We start from the raw sequence: 18,121 nt of genomic DNA, 5'->3' as shown, positions 1-18,121 counted from the left end.
GTCAGAAGCGGTAGCGGCCCTGCACGTAGAAGGTGCGCGGCGCAGCCACCATGCGGCCGGCGTTGCCATCGACGTTGCGGGTATACCAGCGCTTGTCGGCCAGGTTGTTCACGCCCAGCGCGATCTCGCTGTCACCCAGTCCCGGCACCTGCCAGGCCACCTGCGCGTTCCACAGGCGTACGCCCGGCACGCGGCCCACGCGCGCATCGGCGCTCTCGGCCCAAGTGTTGGCGGCGTCGGAGAACTGGCCGCTCTGGTGGGTGCTGGAGACATTGAAGGTCCAGCCGGGCAGTGCGTAGCGGGCGCCGACGCTGTCGGTGTCGCGCGAGTAGAACGGCACGTCCAGGCCGCGGTTGTCACCGGACTGCTGGATCGCCTTGGTCCAGGTGTAGTTGGCGTACAGCTCCAGCCCGGCCAGCGCACTGCCCTCGGCGAAGTGGTACTCCAGCGCGCTTTCCACGCCCTTGTGGTCGGTGGCGCCGATGTTCTGGAAGGTTGGCGGGGTGATGCCCGGCACCTGCAGGATCTGGTTGTCGAAGCGCATCTTGAACACGGTCACTTCCGCGCGCAGTGCACCGTCCTGCCAGCGCGCACCGAGTTCGGTGGTCTTGGCGATTTCCGGGTTCAGCGGGTTGCTGGCGGTCTGTGAGTTCAGCTGGATGTTCTGCACCGGCCCGAACGAGGTGGTGTAGTTGCCGAACACGGTCAGCTGCGGGGTCAGCAGATAGGCGACGTTGAGCGAGGGCAGGGCCTTGTCGTTGCGGCTGCTGAAGGTCGCCGCGCCCCCGGCCTGGCGGCGGTCCATGTCGATCCACTCCATGCGCACGCCCGGGGTGATCCGCCACTGGCCGATCGCGATGCGGTCGTCGATGTAGAAGGCGTGTGCGTCGGTGGCGTTGTCGAAGCGGGTGGTGGCACTGGCCGCGCCGGTGCGGCGGGTGACTGTGTAGCTGCGGTCGTTGCCACGCTCGCGCAGGAAGCGGTAACCGGCGGTGATGTCGTGCACGCTGGCGCCCCAGTGCAGGCGCTGGGTGTAGCGCGGCTCGATGCCGAGCACACGGTAGTCGCGCGGCTGCACGGTCAGCTGGGTATTGGCGGCGTTGATCAGCGAGCTGGCACGGCTGCTTTCGTTGTAATAGGCCAGTACCTCGAACTCGCTGTTGGCCGAGAGCGTATTGGTGTAGCCCAGGTCGATGCCGGTGCGGTGGCCTTTCCAGAAATCGGTGGGGCGCGTGTTCTGGAACGGGTCGGCTTCGTACTGGGCGCGGGTCAGGCCACCCGGGGTCAGCGAGCGCACATCGTAGTAGGAGAGCTTGGCGCGCAGTTCCTGCTGTTCGTCGATGGCGTAGGCGAACTTCAGCGCGAGGTCGTTGAAACGGTCATCGCTGCCCTGGCGCCAGCCGCGGCCATCCTGGCCGGAATAAAGCAGGGCCGCGCCCAGGCCGTTGTCGCCGGTGCTGCCGAGGAAGGCGTTGTACTGGGTGCTGTCACCGCCGCCATGGTCGTAGGCGGTGTAGCGCACACCGGCTTCGCCGTGCAGGCCGGCCTCGGTGGGAATGGCGCGGGTGCTGAAGTTGATGATGCCGCCCACGTTCTGTGGGCCGTAGCGCACCGCGCCGCCGCCGCGTACCACGTCGATCGATTCGATGTTGGACAGGCTGGTCGGCGCGAACGACAGCTGCGGCTGGCCATACGGCGCCACCGCCAGCGGTACACCATCCAGCAGTACAGTCGAGCGCGGCGAGTAGCGCCCAGTCAGGCCACGCACGCCGATGTTCAGCGAGACCGAACTGCCGGCGGTGCCGGAGTTGTCGGTGACCTGCACGCCGGGGATGCGGCGCATGGCATCGCCGATGCTGGCCGCGCCGCTGGCCTCGATGCGCTGGCGGTCGACCACGGTGCGTGCGCCGGCGAAGTGCTTGACGCTGTCATGCAGGCCGGTGCCCAGCCAGCTGCCGGAGACCTGGATGCTGTCCAGCGTGGTGGCACCATCCTGGGCGAAGGCGCGGGTGGCCGGGAGCAGACACAGGGCGAGGGCGGCAGCCAGTGGCAGGCGGGCCGTTTGCGGGACGTGGGTGGGCATCGGTGCGGGTTGTGGAAGGTCGTAAATGAGAATTATTGCTGATTCCATTCGCCAATGGAATGCGCCTCCGGTTCATGCTGACGGGCCGATGGTAAAGTGGGTGATTGCTTCCTGACTCGCTGAGATCTGCCATGTCCCAAGCCGCTTTCTACCCCGTCGGAACCCCTGGCCAGCCGTGGGGAGCGGCGGAACGGGAGGCGTGGCGTGGCCGCCAGCAGCGCCTGCGTCGCTACGACGAGGAGGTGCTGCCGCGCATCGAGGCGTTGGCTTCGCGCTTTGACAAGGTGGCCTACGGCCAGCTCGACTACGCGGGCGAGACCTACACCTTGTTCGCCCTGCGCAGCCGCGACTGGAACCCGGCGCTGCCGGCTGCCCTGGTCACCGGTGGCGTGCACGGCTATGAGACCAGCGGCGTGATGGGCGCGCTGGAGTTCCTCGAAAAGCACGCCGCCGACTATGCCGGCAAGGCCAACCTGCTGGTGACGCCGTGCGTGAATCCGTGGGGCTTCGAGCGCATCAACCGCTGGAACTTCGATGCGATCGACCCGAACCGCAACTTCCGGGCCGACGGCCCGGCCCGCGAATCGACCGCCGTCATCGAACTGATCGCGCCGTACAAGGGCCAGTTCGTGCTGCACATCGACCTGCACGAAACCACGGACAGCGACGAGAGCGAGTTCCGCCCGGCGCTGGCCGCGCGTGATGGCAAGCCGTTCGAGCCAGGCCTGATTCCGGATGGCTTCTATCTGGTGGACGACAGCGAGGCCCCGCAGGCGGCCTTCCAGCAGGCGGTGATCGCCGCGGTGGAAAAGGTCACCCACATCGCGCCGGCCGACGACAGGGGCGAGATCATCGGTTCGCCGGTGGTGGCGCATGGCGTGATCGAGTACCCGCTGGTGAAGCTGGGCCTGTGCGCCGGCATTACCGGGGCGAAGTACACCACCACCACCGAGGTCTACCCGGACAGCCCGCGTGCGACCCCACAGCAGTGCAACGACGCACAGGTGGCCGCAGTGTGCTCGGCGCTGGATTACGCGCTGGCGCACCCCTGATCGGTAGTGCCGGCCGCTGGCCGGCAACTGAAAAAGGGGACGGAGGGGATTAAGTCGTTTGTGGCACAAACGACTTAATCCCCTCCGTCCCCTTTTTCGGTTCACCCCAACGCGTCGGCCCACCATAGTGCGGCTGGGCCTGGCGGCGTGTCGCGGCGCCACAGCAGGTCGCTGTGGATGCGCCTTGGCCAGCCGGGCAGTACCAGTTCCACCAGCCGCCCGCGGTCGTAGCGCTGTACCAGTGCGCGCGGTAGTTCGGCCCAGCCGAGGCCGTCCTCGGCCATCTCCATCACCATCAGGTAATCGGTTGCGGTCCAGGCCAGGCCGGTGACCACGCGGGATTGATCGACTTCCGCGCTCAAGCGCACCTGTCTATGCCGCGCCAGCTGTGCGGCGGCGCGACGGCCAGCGCTGGCCAGCGGATGCTCGCGCGCCACATACACCGACAGTTCGCTGTGGTGCGCCAGCGGACGTGCCACCAGTCCGTCCGGATAGTGCTCCTGCCGTGGCAGCAGACCCAGCGCGGCGCGTCCGTTGCTCACCAGTTCCAGCACGTCCTCGCCCTCGGCATCCAGCCATTCCAGCTCGATCTCCGGGAACGCCTCGGCGAAGCGTTGCAGCACCCGTTGTTCCGGGTCCAGTTGGTAGACGTCGGAGAATGCCACGGTCAAGCGCGGCTCGACCGGTGCGGCCAGGCGCACGCTCAACTGCTGCAGGCGGGTATCGGCGGCGAGGATTTCCTGGGCATGACCGAGCACCTGGCGCCCGGCCTCGGTCAGCTGCGGGTAGCGCCCGCTGCGGTCGAACAGGCTCACGCCCAGGTCGGCTTCCAGGTGGGCGATGGCGGTGCTGACCGTCGACTGGGTTTTGTGTAGGCGTCGCGCCGCCGCCGAGAACGAGCCCAGCGCCGCGGCTTCCACGAAGGCCTGCAGGGATTCAGGGGAGTAGGGCATTGATCCATCGTTCCTGTCGATGGAATCCATTTTGATCCCACCGTAAAAGGCGATGATACTGGCTTCCGTCGCCCCCGTCTGCGGGGCGTTCCGGACCCTCCACGCTCGGCGTGGATCCATTGATGAGGCGGCGTGGTCCCCGCCCTGCAAGGAGCTTCACATGTCCCGTACTGTTCCCGCCCGTGGCGCGCTGGTCGCCTGGGCCTGCCTGACCGTGGCGATCGTCGCCGAAGTGGTCGGTACCTCGTTCATGGCCCATGCCGCCCGCGATGGTGGCTGGACCGGTTACCTGATCATGGCCGGCGCGCTGGCGCTGTCCTACTTCTTCCTCGCGCAGTCGGTGCGCCGCATCGCTGTGGGCGTGGCCTACGCAGTGTGGGAAGGCCTCGGCCTGACCCTGCTCACTGTGGTCGGCCTCACCGTCTTCGGTGAAAGCCTGTCGCTGCAGCAGCTGGCCGGCCTGGTGCTGGCAGTGGTCGGCATCGTCTGCGTCACCCTCGGGGAGGCGCACTGATGAATACCTTGGCGTTGTTTTTCGTGATCTGTTCGGCCTTGATCGACGTCGCCGCCAACATGATGGTGGCCAAGTCGGAAGGCTTCCGCCGCTGGCGCTGGGGCGTAGCTGCGATCGTCATGGTCTGGATCGCCTTTGCCCTGCTGGGCCAGGCCGTGCGTTACATGGATCTGGCCACCGCCTATGCGATGTGGGGTGCGATCGGCGTGATCGGTACCGCTACCTGCGGCCGCCTGTTGTTCGGCAACCGCCTGCGTCCGATCGGCTGGGTCGGCATTGCGCTGGTCACTATTGCAGTGCTGCTGCTGAGTACCGCGAAGTGATGCATCGTTGCGCCAACCAAGGTTGGCGCCTACCAGAACCACGGTTGGCCCCTTCCAGAGCGTGAGCGGCCGCAAGCAAGCGCCCCGGGGATGATCTCCCCGGGGCGTTGCTGTTTCTGAAGCACTCAGAAGCGTGCGGTGAAGTTCAGCCGCGTGGTGCGCCCCGGGCCCGGCATCAGGCTCATCGCCAGCGTGTCCATGTAGTAGGTGTTGCGCAGGTTGCTGACCACCAGCTCCACTTCGCTGCGCGGTGTGAACTGCCAGCGTGCGTAGAAGTCATAGATCGCGGTCGGCAGGTAGATGTTCTGCAGGCCGGTCGAGCCGGTGGTGTTCCAGGGCTTGTCCAGTTCGTGGGTGGGGCCGCTGTTGTAGGTGCGGCGGATGCCGGTATCCAGTCGCTTGTCGAACAGGCGGAAGCCCAGCGTGCTGTGGATCGAGTACTTCGGCGGGTTCTGTGCGTTGACGAACGAGGTGCCGAAGCCGCCGTCCACGCAGTCCGGGGTAGTGTCCAGTTTGCTCCACTTCGCATAGGGGTCTTCGCGCAGGCGCTTGGCGGTGGCCGCATCGCAGGTGCGCGCGCGCTGGTAGTAGCTGGCGGACAGGTCCAGGTAGGCGATGCCGGCGTCATAGGCGGACTGCAGCTCATAGCCGGACACGGTGTAATTGTCGACGTTGTCGACATAGAACGCCCAGTTGCTGGAATCGAAGCGACGGGTGATCGCGTTGTCGATATCGTTCTTGAACCAGGCCACCTTGAACGCCAGGCGGTCACCGTCGCGCCACAGGTCCTGCTTGAGCAGGCTGAAGCCGATGTCCCAGGAACGGTTCTTCTCCGGCTTCAGGTCGGCCACCGGCGCCGAGGTGCTGTTGCCCAGCGTCGACTCGAACAGGCTGGGCATCTTCCAGCCCTGCGCGTACTTCACGTAGAAGAACATGTCCTGGTCGAGGTTGAAGCGTGCTTCGGCATAGGGCGCGAAGCCGTGGCCGGAGCGCCGGATCGCCGGCTTGTAGCCCCAGGCAGTGGGAATCTGCTTGGTATAGAAGCCGTTGGCGCCGCGCGGATCGGGAATGAATCCGTCGAAATCGTAGGCCTGGCCCAGCGTGCTGTCGCCATAGGGCGTAGCGCGCAGCGAGTCATAGGTGTAATTGCCCTGGGCATCCGGGTACCACTCCTTGTACCAGCCGGGCAGCAGCTGGCCGCCCTTGCTCAGGCGCGCGAAGGTGTAGCGCAGGTCGCGCGATTCACTGACGAAGGCCACGCGGTTGCGGTCGCGGGTGCGGTAGTCGGTGAAGCGGCCGCCCGCGGTCAGCGACAGCCAGTCCCACGGCTGCCACTGCAGTGATGCCACCACGCTGGCTTCGCGGCGCGTGCCCGAGCGCAGGTAGCGGTTGTTGTTGAAATCCACCGGCAGCACCGGTGAGTTGGGCGCCGTGTCCTCGTGCTGGAAGGACGCGCCATAGCGCAGCGTCCAGTCGCCCAGAGCATTGCTGAAGCGCGTGGTGTTGCTGCTGTCCACGCCCCAGCGCTGGGTCTTCACGTCCGACTGCAGTCCCGGGCCGTAGGTTTCGCCCAGCGTGTCCGGCATCTGGTCGTTGGGCACGTCCTTGAACAGCGGCGTGTTGGCGATGTTGCTGTTGAACATGCGGCTGGTGGCGGTGGTAAACCACAGCGTGCTGCTCAGGTCCAGCCACGGATGTGCCTCGGGCCGGTAGCGGTGGCGCAGCGAGGTGGCGTTGACCCGCATTTTTCCCGGCTCGAACTGGAACATGGTGTTGGCCTTGTCCACGTAGGTCACCCATTCATTGGACTCACCCACGCGTCCGATCGCCGACGGCATGATCTCGCCGAAGCTGGAGTTGAAGTAGCGGTGGCTCAGCTCCAACCGCTGGTCCGGGTTGGGCGCCCAGGTGAATTTCAGCAATGCCGATTCGTTGTCGGTATGCGTGTTGAGCACCTCATCGCCCGGATGGAAGAGCTTGGATACGGCCTGGCTGGACATGCCGGTACCGCCGCTGGACAGGTGCTGGTTGTCGTAGCGATGCGCACCGTTGCTGCCGGCGAAGAAGTTGCCCTGGCGGCGCCGCGCATAGGCCGCGACCAGCTGCCAGTCTTCGCCACGCTGAGCGAAGGCCACGCTGCCATTCCAGTCGCGCGGGTCGCGCAGGCTGTTGCGGTTGTCGCTGCCGCGCGCGATCTGCTTGAAGGTGCGGGTGCGGTCGATGCTGTTGTCGGCCACGCCGCCGCGCATGCGCAGGCCCCAGGTCTGGCCATCATCGAGGATGTCATCGACGTTCAACGTTTCCATGTAGACCACGCCGCCGATCGCGCTGGCGGCGTTGGCGGCCAGGCTCGGTCCCTTTTCAATGCTGACCGCACTGATCAGATCGGGATCGAGATAGCTGCGCTGCTGCACGCCGGCATAGCCGCGGTACACGTCGATGGCCTGCTGGCCGCCGTCGATGATCACCGGCACCCGGTTCTGGCCCTGCAGGCCGCGGATGTTGACGTCCAGCGCACCGCCGTTGCGAACGTCAGCGGTGTGCACGCCCACTGCACCGGCCAGCACGTCGCCGATCGACTGGCCGCGGAAGCGTTCCAGTTGCTGATGGTCCAGGTGCACGCGCGAGCCGCTGTCACGGTAGACCGCATCGGCATCGGCGAGGCCCCACGGTGAAGTGCCTTCGCTGGCCTGGCCAGCCACGCGCAGGGTGCCGATCTGGCGTACCCCGGCTTCAGCGGTAGGTGCCGCCTGCAGCACCACGCCGCTGGCATCACGCTGGAAGGCCAGGCCGGTGCCGGCCAGCAGCTGCGCCAATGCGGCGTCAGTACCGAGCGCGGCCTGCACACCGCTGCTGTGGCGGCCGCGGGTCAGGCGCGCATCGACAGCGATGGACAGGCCGGACTGCTGGCCGAACGCGGACAGGGCCTGGTCGAGCGGGCCAGCCGGGATCTGCCAGCGGATGGCGGCCGCAGTGTCCTGTGCATGGGCGGCGGCCGGCAGCAGGCACGGGGAGGCCAGGGCCAGGCACAGCGCGATGGCCAGGGGGCGAGGGGAGGGGCAGGGCAGTTTCATGGGGGGCAACATCCGCAATGGGTTCCCTTGTAGTGCCCGGTGAGCGCGCAGAAAGGGAACCGCGATTTCAAAGCGGACGCACGACGGTCCACCACGGCCAGCGCTGCTCGACACGGATCGGCAGGGCGCGGGCCAGCAGATGCAGCGCCTGGGTGCTGTCCAGGCGTGGCAGTACTGCCGTGACCTTCAATGCGGCGAGCGCCGGATCACAACCCAGATAGCCCTGATGGTGGCGGGCCAGCTCATCGATGACGCGGACCAAAGGCGTGTCCTGTACCTGCAGGCGTCCGTCCTGCCAGTCACCGCGCAGAGGATCGGCAGCGACCGTTGTGAGCCCGCCCATCAGGCCGATCCGCACCGCGCCTCCTGCAGCCACATCCAGCGCCGCACCGAACATGGGCAGGCAGCGCACCACGCCCTCGAACACATCCAGGCGGCTGCCCTGCGCCTCACGACCGACCGCGAAGCGGGTGCCGATCGGCTGCAGGCGTGCGCCCGGCACATGCACGGTCAACGGCTGGCCGGCGAACGCAGGGTGATGGCCGGTCTGCAGCAGCAGCTCGCCACGCAGCAGATGCAGGGCGCGGCGGCCGCTGCCGATGTCGATGGTGACTTCGCTGTCCGCGTTGAGCCACAACTGGCTGCCATCAATCAGCCTCCAGTGCCCGGTGCGCCCGGCAACGGTGCGCTGCGTCTGCAGGCCGCGTTGCGCCTGCAGGCCATGCAGGCCCAGCAGTGAAACCGCGCCGATGCCAAGTGCACCACCGAGGCTGCGCAGAGCCTGCCGGCGACGACGGCCTGCGGCATCCAGCGCGGTGGCGGCGGCCGGCGCCGACAGGGGCGCAAAGGACTGCCAGACCGACTCGACCCGACGCCACGCATCGGCATGGCCAGCATCGGCATGCAGCCATGCGTGCCATCGCTGCTGGTCGCTGTCACTCCAGCCCTGCTCGCGCAGCGCGAACCACTCTGCCGCCTGCTCCAGTGCCGGGCTGGCCAATGCGGCACTCATGCCGTGGCATCGCCGGACAGGCGCAGGCAATGCAGCATCGCCTGCGCCATGTATTTCTTGACCATGCGCTCGGACACGCCCAGCTGTTGGCCGATTTCCGCATAGCCCAGGCCGGACAGCCGGGCCAGCAGGAACGCACGGCGTGGCCGCTCGGCCAGGCCGGCCAGCATGTCGGCGATGGCGTGCAGCAGTTGCAGTGCCTGCGTGCGTTCTTCCGCCGATGGATGCACCGGCTCCGGCTGCGCGGCCAAGGCCGTCAGGTAGGCGCGCTCCAGATCCGCGCGCTGCCAGTGATTGACCAGCAGTGCGTGCGCGATGGTGCTGAGGTAAGCGCGCGGCAGGCGCAGTTCGGACGGATCGACGCGACGGCTGAGCAGGCGCAGGAAGGTGTCCTGGGTCAGGTCGGCAGCGCAGTCGGCGTTGTGGGTGCGGCGGCGCAGCCAGCCCAGCAGCCAGCCATGGTGTTCGCGGTAGAACCCCGCCAGCGCGGTGCTGGAGGCGGCGGGCACGGCCATCGGCATCGATCATTAATGAGAATGATTCCCATTATAGGGTGATCGAGCGGTGTACGACAAACCCTGCGCACTTGGCAGCAGGCCGGAGGCGTGCATTTGCGATGCCCGCCGCGCTCGCCGACACTGCGGTCTTTCCACAAGGAGTGCCCGCATGTTCAGTCACATCACCGTCGGAACCAACGACATGGACGTCGCGCATCGCTTCTACGATGCCCTGTTCACCGCATTGGGCGCCCGTCCCGGTGTCTTCGATGACAAGGGGCGCCTGGTGTATTTCAAGGACGGCCGCATGTTCATCGTCACCGCACCGATCGACGGCGAGCCGGCCTGCCATGCCAATGGCGGCACCATCGGCTTCACCCTGGACAGCGCCGATGCCGTGCGTGGCTGGCAGGACGCAGGCGTAAGCCACGGTGGCACCGCCATCGAAGACCCGGCCGGCATCCGCAACATGGCCGGGCGGCAGCTGTTCCTGGCCTACCTGCGCGATCCGGATGGCAACAAGCTGTGCGCGGTGCATGTGATGTCGTGATTGGACAGTACGCGCGTGGCCGCGATGCACGCGGTCCGCGCGCGGCTGCGCTCGCAGGCACGCTTCGGCGCGCGCGTGATAACACGGAATGGTGGGCCGGGCCTGTGACCGCAGGCCGCAACTTCATGCTCTGTCCACTGCGGTTCAGCCAGAATCGGTCGGCTAACCCTTTGATCTACCGGAGAACGCCGCCCCATGGAAGTACTGGAGCCGCAACAATCCCCGGTGCGCACCCTTCGACCTGTGTTCGCCTTCGCGGCGATCGTTGTCGTGGCGTTCGCGCTGTTTGTCAGCCTGTTCCCGCTCGGTGCGGGCCGCCTTCTGGTCAAGGCGCAGGACTGGGCCGCACTCAATGTCGGCTGGTACTACCTGCTGGCGATGACCCTCTATCTGGTGTTCGTGGTCGGCGTGGCGCTGTCCAAGTACGGTGGCATCAAGCTCGGTGCCGACCATGACGAGCCGGAGTTCAGCTATCTCTCCTGGGCCGGCATGCTGTTCGCCGCCGGCATCAGCATCACCCTGTTCTTCTTCTGCGTCTCCGAACCGCTGACCCACTACCTGCAGCCGCCGCAGGGCGATCCGGCGGCCGGTGAGGCTGGTGCGCGCCAGGCCATGCAGCTGCTGTTCCTGCACTGGGGCCTGCATGGCTGGGGCGTGTTCGCACTCGCGGCGATGGCGATGGCCTACTTCGCCTATCGCCACAACCTGCCGCTGGCGCTGCGTTCGGCGCTGTACCCGCTGATCGGCAAGCGCATCAATGGCCCGATCGGCTACACCGTGGACGCGCTGGGCATTGTCGCCACCGTGTTCGGCATCGGCGCCGACATGGGCTTCGGCGTGCTGCACCTCAACGCCGGCCTGTCGCACCTGTTCAACATCCCGCACTCCAACCTGGTGCAGATCATCCTGGTGGTCAGCATGATGGGTGCGGCGGTGGCCGTGGCCGTTTCAGGCGTGGAGAAGGGCGTGCGCTGGATGGCCAACATCAACATGCTGCTGGCGATCGCGCTGGTGCTGTTCATGCTGTGCGCCGGCCCCACCCAGTACCTGCTGAGCACGCTGATGCAGAACCTGGGCGACTACCTCGGCAGCGTGGTCGGCAAGAGTTTCGATGTGTACGCCTATGGCGGCCGACCGGAATGGCTGGGCGGCTGGACGGTGTTCTACTGGGCCTGGTGGATCGGCTGGGCGCCGTTCGTCGGCCTGTTCATCGCCCGCATCTCGCGTGGCCGCACCATCCGCGAATTCGTGTTCGGCGTGCTGCTGATCCCGCTCGGCTTCACCCTGGCGTGGCTGTCGATCTTCGGCAACAGTGCACTGGACCAGGTGCTGCACCATGGCCAGCAGCAACTGGCGCAACTGGCGGTAGATGATCCACCCACCGTGCTGTATGCCCTGCTGGATGGGTATCCGTGGAGCAAGGCGGTGATCGCGGTGACGGTGTTCGTCAGTTTCATTTTCTTCGTGACATCGGCTGACTCCGGCGCGGTGGTGCTGTCCACGTTGTCCTCGCATGGCGGGGCGCCGGAGGATGATGGTCCGCGCTGGCTGCGCGTGTTCTGGGGCACGGTGATCGCGGTGCTGACCGCCGGGTTGCTGCTGGCCGGCAGCATCGATGCGCTGAAATCGGCGGTGGTGCTGGCGTCGCTGCCGTTCTCGGCGGTGTTGTTGCTGATGATGTGGGGCTTGACCCGCGCCTTCAGTGACGAATCGCACCGCAAGCGCGCGCTGCAGTACCGTCCCTCGCCGCTGATCGGTGACGACCGCCACCACCAGGGCTGGCGCCAGCGCCTGAGCCAGGCCATGCACTTCCCGGTGCGCGACCAGGTCTACCGCTTCATGGACGACACCGTGAAGCCAGCGATGGAGGCGGTGGCCGAGCAGCTGCGCGGGCAGGGCTGGGATGTGGCCACGCGGTTCGAGGCCGGCGACATGGAGTTGACGGTGAATCACGGCGAGCAGCAGGACTTCCTGTACCGGGTGATCCTGAGTGGCTACCTGACGCCGTCGTTCGCCGCGCAGCAGCTGCGCAACCAGCGCTACTACCGCGCTGAAGTGCACCTGTTCGAAGGCAGTCAGGACTACGACCTGGTCGGCTACAGCCGCAAGCAGATCATCAACGACATCATCAGCCAGTACGAACGGCACCTGCAGTTCCTGCACCTGAGCCGTTGATGCGGTGGGTGCGGACCGTTGGTCCGCACACCCCTGCAAAGCCGAGCATGGGCTCGGCTCTACAGGGTTTGTCGCATTCGGCACGCGACGCCATCTACTGCCTGCTCGGCAGCCCGCAGCGCATTCGCCAGGTGGAGCCGCTGATGGTGAGCCGCTGCGGCGGAAAAGGGCGCGGCACGGGCCAGTGCATGGTCCTGACACGCATAAACCGGGCAATCGCCAGGCTGGTCGTGCTGCGGCACGCCATCGAGCGCGTGCGCGAGGATGGCGATGAGGCGCAGCAGATAGGCAACGATGTGTGCGAGGGCCTGCTGCTGGCCTGCCGTGGGCTGTCCGAATATGTGGATGAGCAGGCGCAGGTGACTTGAGGCCATCCCGCCGGGCGTGGCCCGCTGTCGGCGCGGCGCTTTGCAAGATTTTGCATGGCGCGAGCTGGGCAACGCGCACAGCATCTGCACACGTCAATCCGGAATGCCTTCGTGTCCTTTCTCACGCCACTGCATCGACCGACACATCTTCTACTGCTGGCCGTGGCCTGCACACTGCCTGCGCAGGCCTTGGCACAGAATTTTTCGACCAAACGCGCTGCAGATCTGGAGCGGCCTCCACTTCAGATCTTGCAGGACGTCATCCTGTGCCGCGCGTCGTCAAGCAGTTCGTACCACATCCGACAAGGTTTCATCGATGGCCTGGATGACCTGAATGGGAATCCTCGCTATGCCAACTGGAGAGGTACTCCACGATCGGACGGCTCAGGCCTTGAGATCGAGTTGCCGGCAGAGATCAGTGTTTTCGGCATGAATACGCGGAAGGTCCTTCTCAACTATGCTTCATTCTGGGCCATCCTTGAGGGTACGTCGCTTGATGACGTGATCCATCGCGGAGGACTCAAGCATAGGGCCGGACTCTATGACACCCACGATATCGTGGGCACCCGACCCGTGGCGCTTCGGACCATGTCAACTGGCATCGCCAATGTCCGCTCCATTGTCGCGCGGACAATGGACAACTCGGGCAACGTTTATGTTGGCTGCGGCGATGTCAGCGAATCCCGCCCGCGGGCAGGCGAATCAGACGACTTGGATACATCGGCTGATTACCACTCCAACGCGGGCAGGTTGAAGATCATTGGCGATTACCTCTCGTGTCGTCTGGAGCGCGCAGACGCCGCTGATTCTGCCGTTGCGCTGGTCCGCAATTATCACCGCGTCCCACCCGCAACACGGTGGAGTGGGCGAGCACTCAAAGACACGTCGGAGTGGCTGCTGCCGGAGCCCATCATGGTGGACGGCATCTCCGTTTCCAGGATCTGGCTCTCAGGTGAACACGCCTATGGTGTGGTAGAAGCAACGCCTTCGAGCGCGCTGGCCGGTCGCTGGGCAATGACGGCGACCGAAAGCGATGCGGTCGAAGCGCTTTTCGTACGCAGGCTTGACGATCGTGTCGCACCCGATGGCTGGATCGAGGAGCGCGAGCGCATTGCATTCCAGTGGGGGCAAGGCGTCACATTGACAGGCTGCAGATATGGCCAGTCCTACCCTGCGTATGGATGGTGGCCAGAATGGGACGAGAATCGGGAGGACGATTGAGCTCCCCTCAGCCCACGGCGCGTGCAGCGCCTTTCGGGAGAATCATCAGGTTCCAGAACGGCGTCGGATCACTCCGGCGCCGTTCCAGATGGAGATAAGCCAAGCATGGCCTCGGCTCTACATCGCCGCGTCAGAACCGGTAGCGCGCGCCCAGCGAGACGAACTGCCCGCGCAAGTTGTACTGGCTGATGTCGAAGCCATTGGAGCCACCCGCCGGGTCGAACGGCGGATCCTTGTCGGTCAGGTTCAGCACCGACAGCGACAGCGTGGTGTTGGGAACACCTTCGTAGGCCACGTACAGATCCAGCTGGTGATACGGCTTGATGCGGTCACGCAGCCCCGGGTTGCTGGTGACCGTCGCCACACGCTGGTCGTAGCCACTCACGTACTGCAGGCTCAGCGTGCTGCTCCAGTCGCCCACCGCCCAGTTCAACGACGTGGTGCCGCGGGTGCGCGGCAGTGCGCCGTGGCGGTTGTTGCCGGCCCCGTCATAGGGCGCCTGGCCGGCCACCAGCGGCTGCTTGAAGCTGAGCAGGTGGGTCCAGCTGCCGGCGACGGTGAAGTTGCCCCAACCGTCGGTGCGGAAGGTACGGCTGGCGTCCAGGTCCAGCCCCGAGGTGGTCAGTTCGCCCTGGTTGGCGTACTGGTTGGTGATGAACTGGATGCGTCCGTTCTCGCGTTGTACGCGGCCCGGGAACAGGGTCGGGTTGTCGACGATGAACTGCGCACTGTCAGGCTTGACCAGGTTGTCCTGTTCGATGCGGTACCAGTCCAGGCCGATGCTGGTATCGCCATCCGGCGACCACACCGCACCCACGTTGAAGTTGCGCGAACGCTCGGCCTTCAGGTCCGGGTTGCCGGTGCGGATGTTGGTCACGCCGCGGCTGCCACCCGGTTGCAGTGGGTCGAACGGATCGATCACCGAGCCGTAGCTGACGGTCTGACCCGGCGCGATCTCCGGCAGCGACGGCGCACGGAAGCCACGCGAGAACGAGCCGCGCAGCAGCAGGCTGTCCAGCGGCTGCCAGCGCAATGCCACCTTCGGCGAGAACGCCTTGCCGAAGTCGTCGTAGCGGTCGCCGCGACCGGCCAGCTGCAGTTCCAGCGTGCGGTGCAGCGGCACGCTCAGTTCGGCGTAGGCGGCACTGACCTGGCGCTCGCCGTTGACCACGTTGATGGCCGGGCGCAGCTCGGTACCCGACAGCACCTGTGCGCTGGTGCGCGCATCCAATGATTCCTTGCGGAACTCGGCGCCCCAGGCGAAGCCGACTGCACCGGCCGGCAGCTCCCACAGCGAGGTCGAGGCCTTCACATTCAACGAGTGCAGCTTGTACCAGCCCGGGCGCTTGGTCTGCAGGCGCAGTGCATCCAGCGCCCCCGGCGTGCTGGACGGGTTGAGGAAGTCGTAGCTGCCATCGCGCAGGATCTGCTCGAATGCGTAGCGGTTGACGAAGTTGTCCACGTACTCGCGCTGTGCACTCTGCGAGGTCAGCGCTGCCACTTCCCAGTCCCAGCGCTCGCCACTGCCACGCACGCCGGCCAGGGCACGGTAGAACACCTGGGTGTTGTCCTTCAGGCGCGGGCCGAGATCGAAGAAGGTGTACTCGAACGGCAGCGGCGTGCTGCCCGGGTTGTTCGGGTGGCCGACCGGCAGCACCGCCGGCACATCGATCAGGGTGCCGGTGGCCGGGTTGTAGGCACGCAGGCCCGGCCCGACGGTCAGTGGCGCGCTGAAGATCTGGTCGGCCTTGTTGTGGCTGTACAGCACATCGGCGAAGGCCTCGACGCTGTCATTGAAGCGGTAGGTCGCACTCAGCGACGCCTGCAGGCGCTCGGCGCCGGGCTGCAGGGTCTTGAACGGCTGCGCATTGAAGGCGCAGGCCTGGCCGGGCAGGGTGCTGCCGAAGTCGCTGTACGGGCGCAGCTGGCTGCCGTCGGGGCAGTTGCCGAACGGTTGCGGCGCACGCGGGTTGCTCAGCCAGTTGCCACCGGCAGTGGACCAGCCGGCAAGGCGACCACCGGGCTTGTCGCGGAAATCGCCGCTGCGGGTATAGGCACGGTCATCGCCATCAAGGCGGTCGCGCTTGAGCAGGTCCAGCCCGAACAGCACGTTCCAGCCCTGCTGTTCCAGATCACCGAAGCCGGCCAGCAGGTTGGCCTTGCGTTCGTTCAGGCCGCCCTGGGGGGCGGTGCCGAAGCCGCCGCCGACTTCCACGCCCTGGAAGTTCTTGCGCAGGATGATGTTGATGACGCCAGCGATGGCGTCGGAGCCGTACACCGCCGAGGCGCCATCCTTCAGCACTTCGATGCGCTCGACCGCACTGATCGGCAGCGCATTGAGGTCAACGAAGGTGTCCTGGGTGTTGAGCGCGAAGCCGAAGTTGGAGACGCGGTAGCCGTTGACCAGCACCAGCGTGTTCTTCGGCGACAGGCCGCGCAGGCCGATCGAGGCCGAGCCGGCGGCGAAGCTGCCGGTGTACTGCTCGTCGAAGCTGTTGCCGGCATTGGCCGACAGGTTGCGCAGCACGTCGGTAAGGGTGGAACGACCGGTCTGTTCGATCTGTTCGCGGCTCACGATCTGCACCGGGTTGGGCCCGGCGGTATCGCTGCGCTTGATGTTGGAGCCGGTCACCAGCACGGTGCCGAGGGTGGTGCTGTCCTTGCCGGAATCGGCGGTTTCAGCGGCGCCGGCAGCGCCGGCGGTGAGGCCCAGCGCGATCGCGCCGGCAAGCAGGTTCAGGGTGGTGCGGTACATGGAAGCGACAACGCCAAACGGGGGAGGAGCCGTCAGTACCGCACGCAGCCACGTGCGCCTTCCAATGACGAAAGCGCATTCAGTTATACATCACAGGTTCTTAACCATTGGAGCGGGTGGTGACTTCGCGCTTTCGGGCGCCGTTGCGGCATTCAACCCCGATCCACTCAATCACCCGAGTGGATTTCAAGGTCGGAGACGAAAATCCAAAGGCTGTCCGGCACTTCGTTGTGGCACGCAAGCCCCATATCCGTGATGCTTCCAGGAAACTGGACCAGCACCCGCAAGCCGCGTTGATGCCTGGCCATGGACGTTTGGGATTCCTCAAGAACAATGGTCCCGTTGGTACCGATCAATCTCCAGTAGTCTTCGGAGGGCCGAACATCGTCAGGTGGGTGTTTGCTCCCGAGAAAGGTTGCCAGCAGCACCTTCCGACCATTCATTCCACTCAACGTGATTTCTTCTTCAGCAAAGACGATCTAGACATTATCCATTGGGATGGGGCGGCGCGTAGCGCCGCCGGATCCAGCGCCTTGCATCAAGGCCGCAGCAGCACCTTGCCATTGCGGCCCGAACCCGCACCGGCCTTTGCTGCCTGGGCGATGTCGTCCAGCGCGAAGATCTGCTCCACAGGCAGGGTCAGTTCGCCGCTCGCCGCACGCTTCAGCAGCTCGCCAACCAGCCGGCGCTTGTCCTCCACTGCCATCGCCTGGCTGACCTTGCTGCCCCAGAAACCCTTCACCGTGGCTTCCTTGTAGATCAGGCCGCCGGCGGGAATGCGCATCGGTTCGCCGCTCATCACCCCGAACGACACCAGGGTGCCGTGGTGGCCAAGCAGGTCGACCAGATCGCCGCTGGCGTCGCCGCCAATGGAATCCACCGCGGCCGCGGCCTGTGCTTCGCCGGTCGCTTCACGCACGCGATCCTTCCAGCCGTCCACCGAAGTGTCGAACACGTGATCGATGCCCAATGCCTTCAACTGTGCGACCGCATCGGCATTGCGCACCAGGTTGGCCACATGCACGCCACGCGCCCGCGCCAGCATCGCCAGCGATTTGCCCACCGCGCCGTTGGCGGTGTTCTGCACGATCCACTGGCCTGCTTCGACGTGCAGGAATTCCAGCAGCATCAGCGCGCTCAGCGGCATGGCGATCAGCTGCGCGGCCATTTCGTCCGGGATCGCCTCCGGCATCGGAATCACCATGCGTGCCGGGGCGATGAAGGCCTCGGCCCAGGTGCCGTGCACCGAGGCGGCGGCCACCCGCTGGCCGATCTGCAGGCCGTCGACGCCATCGCCGAGTGCATCGACCACGCCCAGTGCTTCACTGCCCCCGATCGCCGGCAGCGTTGGCTTGTAGCCATACAGGCCGCGCACGGTCAGCAGGTCGTGGTTGTGGATCGAGGCCAGCACGGTGCGGATGCGCACCTCGCCGGGGCCGGGCTCGGGCAAGGCGGCATCGGCAATGGCAAGGACGTCGGCCGGGTCGCCGAAGGAGGGGTACTGGGCAGCGCGCATGGGCGGTGTTCCGGGGAAAGTTGATGTT

General features: G+C 66.1%; 15 protein-coding genes. 7 read left to right on the top strand and 8 right to left on the bottom strand.

Translation table 11 applies throughout. From position 1 onward, the window contains the following. Position 1: 1 nt before the first annotated feature. Positions 2-2,083, bottom strand: a complete 2,082-nt coding sequence (locus tag ACSYS9_RS14080) for a TonB-dependent receptor family protein (RefSeq protein ID WP_071229085.1) — start codon at positions 2,081-2,083, stop codon at positions 2-4. Between the two features lie 131 nt (positions 2,084-2,214). Between ACSYS9_RS14080 and ACSYS9_RS14075 the strand changes: the two genes are divergently transcribed. Next, the gene (locus tag ACSYS9_RS14075) at positions 2,215-3,135 is read left to right on the top strand and encodes a M14 family metallopeptidase (protein WP_071229084.1); all 921 of its coding nucleotides are present in this window, start codon (positions 2,215-2,217) and stop codon (positions 3,133-3,135) included. A 101-nt stretch (positions 3,136-3,236) separates the two neighbouring features. On the opposite strand, the gene ACSYS9_RS14070 is transcribed toward ACSYS9_RS14075, so the two are convergent. Next, the gene (locus ACSYS9_RS14070) at positions 3,237-4,088 is read right to left on the bottom strand and encodes a LysR family transcriptional regulator (RefSeq protein ID WP_071229083.1); all 852 of its coding nucleotides are present in this window, start codon (positions 4,086-4,088) and stop codon (positions 3,237-3,239) included. A 160-nt stretch (positions 4,089-4,248) separates the two neighbouring features. On the opposite strand from ACSYS9_RS14070, the gene ACSYS9_RS14065 reads away from it, so the two are divergent. Continuing rightward, positions 4,249-4,602 carry an SMR family transporter gene (locus ACSYS9_RS14065; protein ID WP_010485170.1) on the top strand — a complete coding sequence of 118 codons (354 nt, stop codon included), beginning with the start codon at positions 4,249-4,251 and terminating at the stop codon, positions 4,600-4,602. After that, a complete protein-coding gene (locus tag ACSYS9_RS14060) occupies positions 4,602-4,925 on the top strand; it encodes a DMT family transporter (protein WP_032128064.1) in 324 nt (107 codons plus the stop codon). The genes ACSYS9_RS14065 and ACSYS9_RS14060 overlap by 1 nt, the downstream gene beginning before the upstream one ends. A 125-nt stretch (positions 4,926-5,050) precedes the next feature. Here ACSYS9_RS14060 and ACSYS9_RS14055 read toward each other — a convergent pair whose 3' ends face one another. The 3 genes from ACSYS9_RS14055 to ACSYS9_RS14045 all read right to left on the bottom strand — a co-directional run bounded on the left by ACSYS9_RS14055 (position 5,051) and on the right by ACSYS9_RS14045 (position 9,526). Next, entirely contained in the window at positions 5,051-7,999 is a 2,949-nt protein-coding gene (locus ACSYS9_RS14055) for a TonB-dependent receptor (protein WP_071229082.1), read from the bottom strand. Positions 8,000-8,066: 67 nt separating this feature from the next. After that, positions 8,067-9,011: a FecR family protein gene (locus ACSYS9_RS14050; protein ID WP_071229081.1), complete on the bottom strand. Its 945-nt coding sequence runs from the start codon at positions 9,009-9,011 to the stop codon at positions 8,067-8,069. Beyond that, positions 9,008-9,526, bottom strand: coding sequence for a sigma-70 family RNA polymerase sigma factor (locus ACSYS9_RS14045; RefSeq protein WP_032130501.1), 519 nt, complete (start codon positions 9,524-9,526; stop codon positions 9,008-9,010). The genes ACSYS9_RS14050 and ACSYS9_RS14045 overlap by 4 nt, the downstream gene beginning before the upstream one ends. Positions 9,527-9,677: 151 nt before the next feature. Here ACSYS9_RS14045 and ACSYS9_RS14040 point away from each other — a divergent pair, with 151 nt between their 5' ends. The 4 genes from ACSYS9_RS14040 (at position 9,678) to ACSYS9_RS14025 (ending at position 13,822) form a co-directional block, all read left to right on the top strand. Continuing rightward, positions 9,678-10,058 carry a VOC family protein gene (locus tag ACSYS9_RS14040; protein WP_006372781.1) on the top strand — a complete coding sequence of 127 codons (381 nt, stop codon included), beginning with the start codon at positions 9,678-9,680 and terminating at the stop codon, positions 10,056-10,058. Between the two features lie 195 nt (positions 10,059-10,253). Beyond that, positions 10,254-12,233: a choline BCCT transporter BetT gene (gene betT / locus ACSYS9_RS14035; protein ID WP_049400600.1), complete on the top strand. Its 1,980-nt coding sequence runs from the start codon at positions 10,254-10,256 to the stop codon at positions 12,231-12,233. A 47-nt stretch (positions 12,234-12,280) separates the two neighbouring features. Then, on the top strand, positions 12,281-12,601 hold the full coding sequence (locus ACSYS9_RS14030) for a hypothetical protein (RefSeq protein ID WP_223276940.1): 321 nt from the start codon (positions 12,281-12,283) through the stop codon (positions 12,599-12,601). A gap of 111 nt (positions 12,602-12,712) precedes the next feature. After that, the gene (locus ACSYS9_RS14025) at positions 12,713-13,822 is read left to right on the top strand and encodes a hypothetical protein (RefSeq protein WP_143048245.1); all 1,110 of its coding nucleotides are present in this window, start codon (positions 12,713-12,715) and stop codon (positions 13,820-13,822) included. Between the two features lie 130 nt (positions 13,823-13,952). Here the strand turns inward: ACSYS9_RS14025 and ACSYS9_RS14020 are convergent, their stop codons facing one another. The 3 genes from ACSYS9_RS14020 to ACSYS9_RS14010 all read right to left on the bottom strand — a co-directional run bounded on the left by ACSYS9_RS14020 (position 13,953) and on the right by ACSYS9_RS14010 (position 18,093). Further along, a complete protein-coding gene (locus ACSYS9_RS14020; protein ID WP_071229078.1) occupies positions 13,953-16,577 on the bottom strand; it encodes a TonB-dependent receptor in 2,625 nt (874 codons plus the stop codon). A gap of 167 nt (positions 16,578-16,744) precedes the next feature. Then, entirely contained in the window at positions 16,745-17,020 is a 276-nt protein-coding gene (locus ACSYS9_RS14015; RefSeq protein WP_143048244.1) for a hypothetical protein, read from the bottom strand. Positions 17,021-17,115: 95 nt separating this feature from the next. Next, entirely contained in the window at positions 17,116-18,093 is a 978-nt protein-coding gene (locus tag ACSYS9_RS14010) for a zinc-binding dehydrogenase (RefSeq protein ID WP_071229076.1), read from the bottom strand. Positions 18,094-18,121: the final 28 nt, after the last annotated feature.

Origin of the sequence: Stenotrophomonas sp. STK17_22 (assembly GCF_051983905.1) — a bacterium.
GTDB classification, from domain to species: domain Bacteria; phylum Pseudomonadota; class Gammaproteobacteria; order Xanthomonadales; family Xanthomonadaceae; genus Stenotrophomonas; species Stenotrophomonas maltophilia_A.
Note: the sequence above shows the minus strand (reverse complement) of the source record. Positions and strands in the feature narration are given on the sequence as shown.